The organism is Mesorhizobium sp. B2-2-4 (assembly GCF_006442375.1).
Lineage (GTDB): Bacteria > Pseudomonadota > Alphaproteobacteria > Rhizobiales > Rhizobiaceae > Mesorhizobium.
Map to the genome: position 1 here is coordinate 190636 of NZ_VFWB01000008.1, position 14653 is coordinate 205288.

The following is a 14653-nucleotide window of genomic DNA, read 5'->3' on the forward strand; positions in this document are numbered from 1 at the left end:
ATGAGCCGCCAAGGGAGCGCGGGAACGATGGGACAGTCAGGTCTGCGGGCGGTCTTGTGGCGCGCCATCGCCGATGTCGGCGTTTTCTCGTTGCTGATCAACATCCTGCTGCTGGTGATCCCGCTCTATCTGTTGCAGGTGTATGATCGGGTCCTGCCTTCCTCCAATGTCGAGACGCTTGTCTACCTGTCGGTCATCGCGGTTCTCGCGCTGGTCTTTCTGGGCTTTCTGGACGCGGTGCGCTCCATTTACACGCAGCGCGTCGCGGCCAGCATCGACAGCAAGCTCGGGGCGGAGACGTTCGCCGCTTCGCTTGGCGCCGACCACGCCTCCGCAGGCCTGTCGCCATTGCGCGATCTCGCCTCGGTATGCGCCTTCATCAGGTCGCGCGGCGTGGCGGTCCTGTTCGACCTGCCGTTTGCTCCGTTCTTCCTCGGACTGCTCTACCTGATCCATCCCGTCCTGTTCTGGCTCACCCTGGCTGGCGTGGCGATGCTGCTTGCACTGGTCTTGGCAACCCAGCTTGCCATCGGCAGGAACGGCGCCTTGTTTTCACGACGTTCGGCGGTCGCCAGCCAGTCGGAGCAGGCCTTTGCCCGCAACGCGGAGACGCTGCGCGCCATGGGCATGGTCCAGAACGCCGCGCGGGCGTGGGGAAAGCACGTCGCCGAAGCGCTGATCGTTCACGACCGCGCGTCGACGGCCAATGCGATCTTCAGCGGAACGTCGCGGGCCGTGCGGATGATGCTGCAGCTGGCGATACTGGGCGTGGGTGCATGGCTTGTCCTGCAAGGCAAGATGACGGCCGGGATGATCTTCGCGTCTTCCCTGGTATCGTCGCGCGCGCTGCAGCCGCTCGACCAACTGATCGGCTCGTGGCGGCAGATCGTCGACGCCAGGCGATCGTGGAAACGGCTGGAGGCGACCCTTTCGGCACGTCCGTCCGCGGTGCAAAAACTGGCCTTGCCTGATCCGTCAGGCGCGATTTCGGCGCAGGATCTGATCTACGTCGCGCCGAATACGCCCGGCGGTCCGCCCATCGTCAAGAGGCTGAATTTCCACATCGGGGCCGGCGAGGCGGTGGCGATCGTCGGCCCGAGCGGAGCCGGCAAATCGACGCTCGCCAGATTGCTTGTCGGTGCGCTCCAACCGGTCAGCGGCTCGGTCAGGATCGACGGTGCCGATCTCAGGACCTGGGACGAAAAGCAGCTTGGAAGGCATATCGGCTATCTCGCGCAGGAGGTGGAACTGTTCCCGGGATCGATCGCGGAGAACGTCGGCCGCTTCGACCCCGACGCGGATGACGCCTCGATCGTCGAGGCGGCAAAGCGTGCCCAGGCCCATGAACTGATTTTGACGCAGCGCGACGGCTACCAGACGATGATCGGTCCGTCTGACCGGGCGCTGTCGGGCGGCGAGCGCCAAAGGATCGGGCTGGCGCGCGCCCTGCACGGCAACCCCAGAATTCTCGTTCTGGACGAGCCCAATGCCCATCTAGACGGCGCCGGCGAGGCGGCGCTCGAAGCGGTGCTCTCGGATGCGCGGTCGGCGGGGATTACCTTGATCGTGATCACGCACCGCCCTTCGATCGCAGCGGCCTGCGACCGCGTGATGCTGCTGCGCGACGGCGCGATCGAAGCCTTCGGCCCGAGCAGCGAGTTGCTGCGGCAGCCGCTCGCCGGCAATTCTTCCCGGCAGAATACGGTGGTGACGGGGTCGTTCGCCACGACCCTCCGCAGTGCCCCGCAAAACACCCGCTTTGGATCGTAGATGATGACAGTGCACAGCCTCGCCGAGGAATGCAGCCCGCGCACCGACACAGGACGCGTGGCATTGGCCGGCTATGCTGCGATAGCGGTATTTGCAGGTTGCTTCGGCTATTGGGCGGCCTATGCCCCCTTGTCCGGAGCGGTGATCACGCAAGGCACGATCTCGGCGATGGGCGGGAACATCCTCATCCAGCACCCCGAGGGCGGCATCGTCCAAGAGTTGCTGGTCCACGAAGGCGATCGCGTGCGGCAGGCGCAGGATCTGATCGTGCTGGATCCAACCGCCGCGCAGGCCGAGCTCAACCGGCTGACGAGGCAGTCGATCGCGCTCAGGGCAAGTGCGGCGCGGCTAGAGGCGGAGCGGGACGGGCTGGACAGGCTGGCGCCGATCACAACAGCGGCGCCGGCGCCGCTTCAGCACGATTTCGAAATGCTGGTTCGCGAACAGCAGAAGGAATTCGACGCCAGGCTCGCCCGGTTCCGGTCGGAACGATCCATCCTCGCGCAGCGGGTCGCCATGCATCGCCAGTCCGTGGTGGGATTGAACGCCCAGAAACAAGCCATCCAGCAGCAGGTAGACGTGGTGAAAAAGGAGCTCGGCATCAAGACCAGCCTTTTGGACAAAGGCCTGACCAACCGCACCGAATACTCCCAGCTTCTGCGCAGCGAAGCCGACCTCGTCGGCCAGGCGGGAGCGCTGGAGGCCAGTCTTGCATCGGCCAGCACCCAGATCGTCGAGGCGCAGGAGCAGACCGAGCGCTTGACCACGCAACGGGTGGAGGAGGCGCTGACGAAGTTGGACGAGGTTCGCTCCAACCTGGCCGACGTCGAGGAACAGATCAGGGCGGCCGCGGCGGTGCTGCGGCGCACGACAATCAAGGCGCCGGCAGCGGGCATCGTGGTGTCGTCGACCTACAATTCCAAGGGCAGCGTAGTTGCCCCGGGCGAAAAGATCATGGAGATCCTGCCGACGGCATCGGGATTGGTCGTCGACGCGAAGCTGCGGCCGAAGGACATCGATCAGGTGCGCGTCGGCCAGCCGGTGAAACTGCGATTGTCCGCCTTGAACACGCGGCTCACGCCCGAGGTTCCAGCCACCGTGACACAGATTTCCGCGGATCGGCTGATCGACGAGGCTACGCGTGAACCCTATTTCCGGGCGAAGCTGAAGATCGACGACCTGCCATCCCGCGTGAAGCCCGAACAGCTCTATCCCGGGACGCCGGTCGAGGCGTTCATCAGCACTGGCGACCGGACTTTCCTGGAATATCTCGCGCGGCCGATGCTCGATTCGTTCGCCCGCGCCTTCAGGGAGCAGTAGGCGCGGACGGACGGCCAATGACCGCTTGGCCCGAGGCAAAGTTGGAACAATCAGCGCACCACTTCGCGGTGGCCGCTGGGCAGGCGCGTGGCGATCAGCTTATCGATGCGGCGGCCGTCGAGATCGACCACCTCGAAACGCCAGCCTTGCGCGTCGACGCATTCGCCGGTCGCCGGCAGATGGTGCATGTGTGACAGCACATAGCCGGCGACGGTCTCGTAGTCGCGGTTTTCCGGCAGGTCGATGCCCAGCACCTCGGCCATCTCGTCGGCCTGCATATAGCCGGCAAGCAGCCATGAGCCGTCGTCGCGCTTGACGGCATTCTCCTCCTCGCCGGCTTCGAGGTCGGAACGGAAGACACCGGTGATGGCCTCCAGGATGTCGGCGGGGGTGACGATGCCTTCGAAATGGCCGTATTCGTCGTGCACCAGCGCCATCGGCACGTCGGATTCCTTCAGCGTCTGCAGCACGTCGAGCGCGTCGGCCTGATCGTGCACGATGGGCGCGGTGCGCACGTGCCGACGCGGGTCGAGCGCGCGGCCGCCCAGCAATGCCGCCAGCACATCACGTGTCTGGACGACACCGATCATGGCGTCGACGCCGCCGTCGCCGGCGGGCAAGCGCGAATGCTGCGTATCCATCAGGAGCTTGCGGGTGGTCGCATCGTCGGACTGGAGGTTGATCCAGTCGACCTCGGTGCGCGGCGTCATGACGGCGCGCACGGCGCGGTCGCCAAGCCGCATGACGCCGGCGATCATGCGGCGCTCGTCGGACTCGATGGTGCCGTGATGCTCGGCCTCGGCGACCAGCATCTTGATCTCCTCGTCGGTAACCTTCTCCTCGCTCTCGCCGCGCTGGCCGAGCAGCCAAAGCACGGCGCGGCCCGAGATATCGAGCAGGAAGACCAGCGGCGCCGAGACGGTGGCGAGGACGGTCATGGCCGGGGCGGCGCGCACGGCGACCCGCTCGGGGTCGCGCAGCGCGATCTGCTTGGGCACGAGCTCACCGATGATCAGCGAGGCATAGGTGATGATGGCCACGACGATGCCGACGCCGAGCGGATCGGCGATGTTTTCGCGGATGCCGTTCGAGGCCAGGAACTGCGCCAGCCTTTCGCCGAGCGTGGCGCCGGAAAAGGCGCCGGACAGCACGCCGACCAGGGTGATGCCGATCTGTACCGAGGACAGGAACTTGCCGGGGTTGGAGCCAAGCGCAAGCGCCCGGCCGGCGCCCTTAACCTCGCGATCGATCATTGCCTTGAGGCGGGCCGGCCGCGACGAGACGATGGCAAGCTCGGACATTGCCAGAAGGCCGTTCACGCAGATGAGGACGACCACGGTGGCGATTTCAACATATAGCATCAGGGGTCAATAGCATTGCCGTGCTGGATTGGAAAATAGTCAGCAGCCGTTTTCAGGAAGATGACAGCGCATGCGGCCCCGTCAGGTGGCATCCCAGGGCGGCGCCGAAAAATGCTCGACCAGCGCATCGACTACGACGCGGACCTTCGGCGTCACTGCTCGCGTCACCGGCCAAACGGCGTGGACGGCAATGTTTTCGACGAGGCGGTCCGACAGCACCATTTCGAGCGCACCGCTCCTGAGGCTGTCCGCCGCCAACCATGTCGGCAGGAAGGTGATGCCGCAGCCGGCAAGGGCGGCGTCGAGCATCGGCTCGCCATTGTCGAGGACCAGCCTTGCCCGCGGTGTGAACTTTCCGATTTGGCCGTCGGCGGGCCTTATGGTCCAGGGATGGGCGACGCCGTTACGGGTGTAGCCGATCAGCTTATGAGCGGCGAGCTCCTCGATCGTTCGCGGCCTGCCGTGCTCCTCGAGGTAGGCGGGGGCGGCCAATACGCACGAGCGTTGGACATAGAGCCGCCGCGCCGCGAGCGACAGGCTGTCGTCGAGCTCGCCCATGCGAACTGCCAGGTCGATGCTTTCTTCGATGAGATCGACGCGACGGTCGTTGAAGGAGATCTCCATCGCCAGATCGGGGAAGCGCTTGGAAATGTCGAACAAAACTGGGGCAACGCAGCGCTGGCCGAAGGCCGACGGCAAATCGACCCGAAGCCGGCCCGAGGGCACTTGCCGGTGCGAGGCAAGCAGCGACTGGGCGGCTTCGATTTCGGACAGCGCCCTGACGCAGGCTTCGTAATAGCTGAGGCCTTCGCTTGTCGGGCTCAGGCTGCGGGTGGTGCGATTGAGCAGACGCACGCCAAGCCGATGCTCCAGCTGTGCGATCGATTTGCCGACCGCCGATTTCGTCACGCGCAGCCGTTCTCCCGCACTGGTGAAGCTGCCGGCTTCGATCGTTTGAACGAAGGCGACAATGCCCTGCAGATCGGCGGATTCCATGGCTGTGCCCCTATTGTAGAATAATGATCTTCAATTCGTTTCCAATTATGCCGCATAGAAGCACTTTTTTCCATAGTGGAATGACGTAAAGATCTCGCCAGCAACTCAATCCGGAGCAGACGAGATGAACAGAGACATCAACAGATCCTGGCAAATGACCGGTTTTGGCCTGTCCAAGCTGCAACCGGCGCGGGGAAAGGTACCCGCACCCGGGCCTCGTGAGCTGCTGGTGCGGATCAAGACTATATCGCTGAATTACAAGGATCGAATGATCCTAGACGGGGTGCTGATCCCGGACCTCGTCTTCCCCTTCGTGCCGACATCGGATGCGGTGGGCGAGGTCGTGGCGGTCGGCGGTGGCGTCAGCCGCTTCCAGGCCGGGCAACGCGTGCTGGGCCAAGTGATCGCCGACTGGCCTGACGGCGATGCGCCGCCGGTGCTTCACCAGCACACGCTGGGATTGTCACTGCCCGGCACCTTGTCCGACTACGTGCTGCTTCACGAGGATGCCGTCGTGCTGGCGCCGCCTTCGCTCAGCGACGCCGAGGCATCGACGCTGCCGATCGCGGCGCTGACGGCGTGGTTTGCCTTGGCGGAGGCGACGAAGCCGGTGCCCGGCCAGACCATTCTTATCCAGGGTACCGGCGGCGTGTCGCTGTTTGCACTGCAATTCGCGGCCGCTTTCGGCCTGCGTGCCATCGTCACCTCGAGCAGCGACGACAAGCTCGAGCGGGCCAGGAAACTCGGCGCCTGGCAAGTGATCAACTACCGCACCCAGCCGGCATGGGACGAAGCCGCGCGTGACCTGACGGGTGGAACCGGCGTCAACCATATCCTGGAGATGGTCGGCGGCGACAATGCGCGGCGATCGCTCGATGCCCTGGCCGCCGACGGCCGCCTGTCGGTCATCGGCCTGCTGGGCTCGATGGAACTCAGCTTTCCGATCGTGCCGTTCCTGCGCAATCGCATCGTCGTGCAAGGGATATCGATCGGCCATCGCCGCGCCTTCGAGCGGATGAACCAGGCGATCGAGGTGCTCGGTATCCGGCCGGTGGTCGACAAGGTCTTCGGCTTCGAGGAGGTGGCGCAGGCCTTCCAGCATCTGGAGAAGGGACCGTTCGGCAAGGTCGTGATCGCCACGAGCTGACTTCTGGCATCACGGCAGTTGCTTCAGCACGCCGAGCACGGCCTTGCCGTCGGTGAAATAGGGGTCGCCGCCGCCATTGCGTCCGTGCGTGGTGGCGCCGATGCCTTCCAGGTCGCTGGTTGAGATCAGCATTCCGGCGGCGGTCAAATCCTGGATAAGAAAGTCGCGTTCGGCATCGATGTCGGGGCCGATATGATGGGTGATGGCGCCGGTGTCGTGGCTCAGGCCCACGCCACGGTCGAAACTGGCCGAGCCCAGCCATAGCGGACGGCCGTCGTCGCCGGTGGCATCAGTCTGCCAGAAGCGCACATGGTGACGGCGGTCGGCGCTGCCACCTACCGGCTTCTCGAAGGCAAGATCCTGAGCGCGGCCTTCGAACAGCAGCCGGCTCACCGGCGCGTCCGGATAGGGGCGCGAAAACAAGACGCTTTCGCCAATATCGATCGCGGTTCTCAGCGTCACGGCGTCGGCCGTGTCCCAGCCAGCGACGGCGAAGGCATGGACAACCTCCTTTTGCGTGCCGATCAGGCCGACATTGATCGGGTCGCCCGGAATGCCTTGCGGGGTGTGCGTCACCATCTCGAAGCTTTGGCTGCGAAAGCCGCGATCGCGAAACGTCCAGAATTCCGGCGCGGCGACATAGGCCAGCACCAGATAGGTCGCCAGGAGCAACACCAGCCAGGTCGCAGCGCGTCGTCGGAAGCTTCGTTGGCTCATCGATGCCGCTCGAGTTCTACGACGTCACTGTAGGCGGCGAAGCCGCCGCCAGGCAAAGGGATCAGCGGCAGGTGCGATAGCCGCTCTTGCGGTTCTTGATGTCGAAGTGGAAATGGTTGCGGTGGTCGTAGTTGTAGCCGGGGCCGAGCACGGTGGTGAAATACTGGCAGCCGTCGGCGCGCACATTGTTGAGGAAGCCGCGGGTGCGGAAGGCGAACAGGCCGGGCTTGCGCACGTCGACGTCGTCGCCATTGTTGAGTTCGATGCTCATCACGTCGAGCGCGTTGCCCTTGCCGTGTTCCGACAGCACGCCTTCGCCGGCGATGTTGCGGCAGGAATAGCTGGAACCCTGGTGGATGGTCCTGACGCCGGAGAAGTAGCGCCAGCGGGCGGAAGGAACGAGCTCGTTCTTCGTCCACGCGGCGAAGCTGGCGGCCATGTCGCAGGTCAGCGTCGCGGCGGGCTTCATCTCGACGCTGCCGATGGCCGAAACCTTCACCGGATAGTCGATGCCGCACTGGCCTTCATGGATCGGCGCCAGGTCGGTGAAGGTGACGCCGAGGCGCCTCAGCTGCTGACGGCAGTCGGTCTCGCTGGCCGGCATCTGCTCGACCGGCGACATCGGCTCGTCCATGCGTGGATAGGCGGCCTGCGTCATGTAGGGATTGGAAGGAACCAGCCGCTGCATGCCTGAATATTGCGGCACGGCCGCGGTCTGCGCGCCGACATCGACGGCCGGCTCCAGTGCCAGCACGTTGCCGGTGTTGCAGGCCGACACCGCGGCCAGCGCAAGCAGGGCGGCCACCCCGCCGGCAGCGGCGCGCGCGCGTTTCGATTGCCGCGCAAGCGCCAGCGCGGCACGAAATATCCCGTCCATAGGCAGTCCCTTTCCCGATAGGCGGGATTTTAACGATCAACGGTAAAGGAAAAATCAGCGCCGGCGTTCATGCCTGCGGCCGAATTGCGGCATCGCTTCTGAGCCGGCCCTACTGGCAGAAGGTACCGCCGTGGCGGCGCGGCTCGAGGTCGAGGTGCAAATGCAGCGAATGATCGGCATCGCTGCCCGGGCCCAGCACGGTCTTGAACGACCCGCAGGCGGCCTTGCGCACCGCGTCGAGGAATTTGGCGTCCTTGTCCGGTGGCGCCGGGCCGACCTCGATCGTCCTGCCGTCCGCAAGTGTGAAGCTGGCAATATCGAGCGCATTGCCGAAGGCATGTTCGGACAGTTTGCGCGTGCCGTTGCGTGGCCGGCACACAAAGGCCGATGCCTGGCCGATCGATTTCAGGTCGGTGCCGAATTCGGCTTTCGCCGCCGGCTGGATGACGTTGCCGGCAAAGCGTGCCGCCGCCTCGGCCATTGCGCAATTGAGCTCGGCGCCCGGGGCAATGGCGATCGACTTGCCAAGGCTCTTCAGCACCAGGGGATAGGGGATCGAACAGCCGATATCGCGATCGCTTTCAGCCTTGTGCTCCTCGAATTCGACACCGAGACCCCTCAGCCGCTCGCGGCAGGCGACTTCCTCGGCAGGCATTTTCGCGTCTGGCAGGTCAGCCGAACGCGGATCGGGAAGCATCTCCTTTTTGTCCGCGTCCGCCGGCTTTGGCGGCGGTGGCGGGGCGAGGGCCGGCGGCTCAACCTCCGGTTCCGCAGTCTCAGGCCTTTGTGTCGGCGTCGGCGCCACGGCTGGCGGCTCCGGTTCGCCTTTCGCATCGGCTGGCGGCTCGGGCCGGGCTTGTTGCTTCCGAGGGGATCCTTCCTCCTGAAACCGGTCGGATGTTGCGGCTGGATTTTGCGTGTTCGGTTCTGGCGCGTCAGCGGGGCGCGGTTCAGGCACGGGGACATCCGCACGTACCGGCTTCGGATTTTGCGTCCTCTGCCGTGCCGGCTTCGGCTTGCGATGCCTTTCGCCGCGCGGTTTCAGCTGCCGGTCAACCCGCGGCGTCAGCGGCTGTTCCACCCGTGGTGAAAGCGGCTCGTGATGCCTGTGACGATGCCTGGCATCGGCCGGCGTCACCAGCAGTGCTGTCACGACCATGACCAATGCAATCCTGTATTTTCGGGAAAAGCTCAGTGTTGCCATCGCCTCGAAACGGTGCCGGGATGCTCGAAGTTGCCTGGAAGGCGCTTAGGCCCGATCACAATCGATTACCGGCGCGTTACGCACCGATCGCTTCCAGCCCTTCCTCCAGCCAATCGGCGAGCAACGGCAAGCCGAGCAGGTATTTGGCCGTGTGCTTGTTGGCGCGCTCGCGCGCGGCGGCGACGGCGTCGGCCCATTCCGAGGCATCGTAGTCGCCACGGCCGACCCAAGCGAGCGCGACGAGCTCGGCCGCCTCGTCGACATTGAGGTCGTTGATCAGCTCGCGCAGTTCCTCTTCGGTCAGGTTTTCCGAGCTTTCCTCGGCGAGTCCGTCATGATGATGATTGTCACGGGTGTTTCCATCGAACTCGATTTCGTGTTCGGCGCCGTCGGCATAGTCTTCATTGATCGCGGCGCTCAACGCCTTGCATTTGAGGATGAACAGCCGCACGGTGTCGGGCCCGATCGTCAAATCCCAGTTCTTTTCAAGCCGTCGCTGCACTGGCGGTCTCCGCTGGCTCAGCTTTCATCGCCGCCGATGATAGCGGATTTCGAGCATCCGTCACCTCATGTTAGCCCCTTGCTTTTTTCCGGGATGAAACCGCCGACACGCTGCGTTAGTGTTGCATTCTCACCCCTCCAGGAGGCTCCGATGCATAAAAGAGTGCTGATCCAGGCGGCGAGCGCGCTTCTCGCTCTGCAGTTCCTTGCCGTTCCGGTGTTTGCCGCAGGCAGCGGTGACGACACCAGTACGACCACCAAATGCAAGAAAGGCATGGTCTGGGACAAGAAGAAGAACAAGTGCGTCGCACCCCAGGAAGGCATGCTGGACGACGACAGCATCTATGATGCCGGGCATGACCTGGCGATGGCCGGCCGCTATGACGAGGCGATCGCCGTGCTCAGCCTCGCCGCCAACAAGCAGGACCCGCGCATCCTCAACTATCTCGGCTATTCGCACCGCCATTCCGGCCGCGTCGCCGTTGGCCTCGGCTATTACGAGGAAGCGCTGCGCATCGATCCCAACTACACGCTGGTGCGCGAATATCTCGGCGAAGCCCATCTCCAGATCGGCGACCTGGCCGGCGCCCAGCAACAGCTGATGGAGATCGAAAAGCGAACCGGCAAGGGTTCACGCGAATACGGCATGCTGGCCGAACAGATCGACCATTTCATGAGGAGCTGACCCCCTCAATGCCTTTTCGAACCGGCCGCGAGCAATCACGGCCGGTTTTTTGTTGCCATGCCGGCTCCTGCGACGGCGCGCGCGAAAACGGTGATGATTTCTTCAGAAACCGATTTTTGGGCGTGAAAAGCCCGCAAAGATTGCTATATTCAGGGAAATTGCGGTGAACGGTTCCGTTAGCCCGAGGCTGCCGGACCGTTTTCTTTTTGCACCATCGATAAGGCTTTCCCCGAAATGCGGGGGTGGCGGCAGGAAAGGTCAGGTATCATGAACAAGGTCCCGATGACAGGCGAGGGGTTCGCGTCATTGAAGGAAGAACTGCGCTGGCGCCAGCAGGAGGAGCGGCCGCGCATCATCGAGGCGATCTCCGAAGCGCGCTCGCACGGCGACCTATCCGAAAATGCCGAATACCATGCCGCCAAAGAGGCGCAGAGCCTCAATGAGGGCCGTGTCAACGAGCTCGAGGATCTCATCGCCCGGGCCGAAGTCATCGATGTCACCAAGCTCAGCGGCGACAAGGTCAAGTTCGGCGCCACCGTGGTGCTGGTCGACGAGGACACCGAGGAGAAGAAGACCTACCAGATCGTCGGCGATCAGGAGGCGGACGTGAAGTCCGGCCGCATCTCGATCTCCTCGCCGATCGCGCGGGCGCTCATCGGCAAGGAAGTCGGCGACGCCATCGAGGTCAACGCGCCGGGTGGTGCAAGGGGATACGAGATCGTCCAGGTGCAGTTTATCTAAGGGGTTCGAGGGGCGCTGATCTGCGCGTTTTTAGCCAAGGTTGGCGCCGCCCCTCATCCGCCTGCCGGCACCTTCTCCCCGTATAGTGACGGGGAGAAGACGGCTGAACGCGAAGTCGGCGTCTATTCTGCAAACGCTTAAAATTGGCGCAGTCATCGGTGAAGGTGTCCTTCTCCCCGGCAGGGCGATGAGGGGCAGCGCCAGCTTTCCGATTGAATAGATCAGTTCTTGCCAGCGCCGGCCTGACCATGCGTCTGGTGCTCCAGCAGCCTCTCAGCCTCAGCCACCACCCTCGCGGGCGACACTCGCTCACCGGGCGCGGCCTGCAGCGTCGATGCATAGGGGCCGCGCGGACCGGTCAAACCCGGCTCCGTGGCCAAAAACACCGCGACCGTCGGCAGGCCGAAGGCGCTGGCGAGATGCGTGAGCCCCGTATCGGCGCCGATTACCAGCCTCGAGCTGCCCAGGATCGCCGCGATGTCGGCCAATGGTGATTTTGGCACGATGCTCGTCGATGGAACTGCCCGGGCGATCGCTTCAGCCACCGCCTGTTCGCGCTCGTCCGACCAGGTCGTGACCGGCGTCATGCCGCGCTCAACCAGCAGGCGGCCGGTTTCGATCCAGTCTTCAACAGGCCACTTCTTGTCCTCGCGGCTGGTGCCGTGCAGCAGGAAGGCCGTGTTGCCGGCTATGCCGGTCAGATTGCCGGGCGGCGGCACAATGCCCGAATCCAGCATCGAAAGATCGGGCCGGTAGCCCAATGCCAGCCCGAAAAGCCGCCGCGTCCGTTCGATGGCGTGGAGGTTGCGAGGGACGGCGTGGCCGACGTCGTAAAGCAGCGTTGCCGAAGGCTCGCGCGCGCTTGAGCGGTCGAAGCCGGCGATCGGCGCTTTCGCCTGCCTGGCCACCAGCGCCGACTTCAACAGGCCTTGCGCATCGATGACCAGATCATAGCGGCACGCACGCAAGGCGCGTCGCAAGGCGGTCGCCTCGCGCCAGGTGGCCTTGTCGAAGAGATGTTTTCGCCAACGCCGGATGGCGACCGTGTGGATGGTTCCGACTGCGGGGTGCAGCGCGACGATGCCGGCGAAAGCCTCCTCGACGCACCAGTCGAAAGCAATATCGGGCCGTGCGCGGCGCGCATCCTGGAGCGCCGGAAAGGTGTGGACGACGTCGCCCATCGACGATGTCTTGACGATCAGCACCCTCATGCGGCGGCCGGGATGTCCAGCAGCCGGTCCGCCGCCGCCATGACCCGTGCGACCTCGAGCGTCTTCAGGCAATTGAGGTGGCCGAGCGGACAGATCTTGCGGTGGCAGGGCGAGCAGGACAGGCCGAGCCAGACCAGTTCGCGCCGTTCGGCCAGCGGCGGCGTGTTCTGTGGCGAGGTCGAACCATAGACGGCGACAACCGGCGTGCCGACCGCCGCCGCAACATGCATCAGCCCGCTGTCGTTGGAGACCGCCAGCCGCGCGGCCGCGATCAGGTCGATGGCGTCCTCCAGCCGCGTCTGGCCGGCCAGGTCGACCACGCCAGGAGCGAGGGCTGCGATCTCCGCTGTCACCTCGCGGTCGTTCTTCGACCCGAACAGCGCGACCTTGAACCTTCTGGCCATGAACTCCCGGGCAAGGCCGGCATAGTGTTCGCTCGGCCAGCGCTTGGCCGGGCCGAACTCAGCACCCGGCATCAGCGCCACGAATTTCTGCGGCCCCAGGCCGAAACGGTCGAGCAGGGTGGCCTGGTTTTTGGCGTCCACCATCAGATGAGGCGCCCGAAAATCGCCACCCCGTGCAAGGCCGAAATAGGCCTGCGCGGTGAGCCGTTTCACGGCCTCCGGCAGCGGAACGATATCGGTCAACAGGCCGTAGCGCATTTCCCTGAGATGGCCGAAACGGCGTGGAATGCGGGCAAAGAACGGGATCAGCGCCGACTTCCAACTGCCCGGCAGGATATAGGCGCTGTCGTAACGGCCGCGCAGCAGGCGGCCGAAGCGGCGGCGGTGTGCGAATTCGAGCGCGCCGGGTTTCAGCGGGAAATCGATCTGCTGGCGGACCTCAGGCATACGCTTGACCAAAGGGGCCGCCCAGGCTGGCGCCAGCACGTCGATCGCCGCATTTGGATGAAGCTCCTTCAGCGCCGAGAACAGGCACTGCGCCATCACCATATCGCCCACCCAGCGTGGGCCGATCACGAGGATCGCTGGGCTTTCAGCCATTCGACATAGTCTCTGACGCCGGTTTCGACGCTGCGGAATTGCCCGTTGTAACCGGCCGCGCGCAGACGCGACATATCAGCTTGCGTGAAGCTCTGGTAGCTGCCCTTGAGGTGGTCGGGAAAGGGGATGTACTCGACCTCGCCCTTGCCCAGCGTGTCGATGACGGTTTCGGCAATGGCGCGGAAGGGTTGCGCCCGGCCGGTGCCGCAGTTGAAGATGCCGCTCGCGCCGCGCTTCCACAGCCACAGATTGACATCGGCGACATCGCCGACATGAATGAAGTCGCGGCTTTGCTCGCCGGGGCCAAAGCCGTCATGGGCGCCGAACAGCTTTGGATTCTCGCCACGCCCGACCTGGTTGAACAGATGAAAGGCGACCGAGGCCATGGCGTCCTTGTGCGCCTCGCGCGGCCCATAGACGTTGAAGTAGCGCAGGCCCGCGACCTGCGAATGATCGGTATCGAAGACATTGCGCCTGACATAGTCATCGAACAGCTTTTTTGAATAGGCGTAGACGTTGAGCGGCCGCTCAAGCTCCGCGTCCTCGCGGAACTCGGAGCCGCCGCCATAGACCGATGCCGAGGAGGCGTAGAGGAAGGGCACGCGCAGCGCCAGGCAGGCATGCAGCAGCCGCTTCGAATAGGCGTAGTTCACCTCCATCATGAACTTGCCGTTCCATTCGGTGGTGGTCGAGCAGGCGCCCTGATGGAAGACGGCCTCGATGCGGCCGAGCCCGCCGTCCTCGAGGCGGGCCAGGAAATCGTCCTTGTCGAGATAATCGGCGATCCGCAAGTCAGCAAGGTTGGCGATCTTGTGGCCATCGCTCAGGTCGTCGACGACCAAAATGTCGTCGTGGCCCTCCGAATTGAGCGCGGCGACGATGTTGGAGCCGATCATGCCGGCGCCGCCCGTGACGATGATCATGAACGCCTCTGGTTGCTTGCGATTCCGGCCCTTATAAGGGAGGCTTGCGAAGCTGTCGACAAAGCAGCGTTGCCGGGCGGCACTGGGATCCGCAAGAACAATCGAGGGGTGGACCCGTCCGCGATTGCCCTGCGCGGGGCAGCGCGCCACAGTGGCGCCGCAAAGCTGCCGCTTCAGTCAGCTCGCGCCGCCGGGC

14 protein-coding genes are annotated in these 14653 nt (G+C 64.4%); 5 read left to right on the top strand and 9 right to left on the bottom strand.

What is annotated here, in order from left to right:
* Positions 1-27 precede the first annotated feature (27 nt).
* Positions 28-1770, top strand: a complete 1743-nt coding sequence (locus tag FJ959_RS21640; RefSeq protein ID WP_140631887.1) for a type I secretion system permease/ATPase — start codon at positions 28-30, stop codon at positions 1768-1770.
* Positions 1771-1773: 3 nt separating this feature from the next.
* Positions 1774-3090 (top strand): HlyD family type I secretion periplasmic adaptor subunit, encoded by a 1317-nt coding sequence (locus FJ959_RS21645; protein WP_140631890.1) that lies wholly within the window; start codon positions 1774-1776, stop codon positions 3088-3090.
* Positions 3091-3140: 50 nt separating this feature from the next.
* On the opposite strand, the gene FJ959_RS21650 is transcribed toward FJ959_RS21645, so the two are convergent.
* Both FJ959_RS21650 and FJ959_RS21655 read right to left on the bottom strand, forming a co-directional pair.
* Positions 3141-4451: a hemolysin family protein gene (locus FJ959_RS21650; protein ID WP_140495971.1), complete on the bottom strand. Its 1311-nt coding sequence runs from the start codon at positions 4449-4451 to the stop codon at positions 3141-3143.
* A gap of 81 nt (positions 4452-4532) precedes the next feature.
* Positions 4533-5447, bottom strand: coding sequence for a LysR family transcriptional regulator (locus tag FJ959_RS21655; RefSeq protein ID WP_140631893.1), 915 nt, complete (start codon positions 5445-5447; stop codon positions 4533-4535).
* Between the two features lie 124 nt (positions 5448-5571).
* On the opposite strand from FJ959_RS21655, the gene FJ959_RS21660 reads away from it, so the two are divergent.
* On the top strand, positions 5572-6594 hold the full coding sequence (locus FJ959_RS21660; protein WP_140631896.1) for an NAD(P)-dependent alcohol dehydrogenase: 1023 nt from the start codon (positions 5572-5574) through the stop codon (positions 6592-6594).
* 9 nt (positions 6595-6603) lie between these two features.
* Here FJ959_RS21660 and FJ959_RS21665 read toward each other — a convergent pair whose 3' ends face one another.
* The 4 genes from FJ959_RS21665 to FJ959_RS21680 all read right to left on the bottom strand — a co-directional run bounded on the left by FJ959_RS21665 (position 6604) and on the right by FJ959_RS21680 (position 9894).
* Positions 6604-7311, bottom strand: a complete 708-nt coding sequence (locus tag FJ959_RS21665; RefSeq protein WP_140631898.1) for an LssY C-terminal domain-containing protein — start codon at positions 7309-7311, stop codon at positions 6604-6606.
* Positions 7312-7372: 61 nt separating this feature from the next.
* Positions 7373-8188 carry an extensin family protein gene (locus FJ959_RS21670; protein WP_140631901.1) on the bottom strand — a complete coding sequence of 272 codons (816 nt, stop codon included), beginning with the start codon at positions 8186-8188 and terminating at the stop codon, positions 7373-7375.
* A 109-nt stretch (positions 8189-8297) separates the two neighbouring features.
* The gene (locus FJ959_RS32345; RefSeq protein ID WP_246680826.1) at positions 8298-8885 is read right to left on the bottom strand and encodes an extensin family protein; all 588 of its coding nucleotides are present in this window, start codon (positions 8883-8885) and stop codon (positions 8298-8300) included.
* Between the two features lie 583 nt (positions 8886-9468).
* Entirely contained in the window at positions 9469-9894 is a 426-nt protein-coding gene (locus FJ959_RS21680; RefSeq protein ID WP_140524880.1) for a DUF3775 domain-containing protein, read from the bottom strand.
* 150 nt (positions 9895-10044) lie between these two features.
* Between FJ959_RS21680 and FJ959_RS21685 the strand changes: the two genes are divergently transcribed.
* Both FJ959_RS21685 and greA read left to right on the top strand, forming a co-directional pair.
* Positions 10045-10578 carry a tetratricopeptide repeat protein gene (locus tag FJ959_RS21685; protein WP_140495965.1) on the top strand — a complete coding sequence of 178 codons (534 nt, stop codon included), beginning with the start codon at positions 10045-10047 and terminating at the stop codon, positions 10576-10578.
* Positions 10579-10845: 267 nt separating this feature from the next.
* Complete coding sequence (gene greA / locus FJ959_RS21690) at positions 10846-11319, top strand: transcription elongation factor GreA (protein ID WP_008877613.1); 474 nt, start codon at positions 10846-10848, stop codon at positions 11317-11319.
* Between the two features lie 221 nt (positions 11320-11540).
* Here greA and waaC read toward each other — a convergent pair whose 3' ends face one another.
* Genes waaC through rfaD form a run of 3 tightly spaced genes read right to left on the bottom strand, consistent with a single transcriptional unit; the run spans position 11541 to position 14457 of the window.
* Positions 11541-12530 (bottom strand): lipopolysaccharide heptosyltransferase I, encoded by a 990-nt coding sequence (gene waaC, locus FJ959_RS21695; protein WP_140516818.1) that lies wholly within the window; start codon positions 12528-12530, stop codon positions 11541-11543.
* Positions 12527-13534 carry a lipopolysaccharide heptosyltransferase II gene (gene waaF, locus FJ959_RS21700; protein ID WP_140631904.1) on the bottom strand — a complete coding sequence of 336 codons (1008 nt, stop codon included), beginning with the start codon at positions 13532-13534 and terminating at the stop codon, positions 12527-12529. The genes waaC and waaF overlap by 4 nt, the downstream gene beginning before the upstream one ends.
* Positions 13507-14457 carry an ADP-glyceromanno-heptose 6-epimerase gene (gene rfaD / locus FJ959_RS21705; RefSeq protein ID WP_140631906.1) on the bottom strand — a complete coding sequence of 317 codons (951 nt, stop codon included), beginning with the start codon at positions 14455-14457 and terminating at the stop codon, positions 13507-13509. Before rfaD ends, waaF begins: the two co-directional genes overlap by 28 nt.
* Positions 14458-14653: the final 196 nt, after the last annotated feature.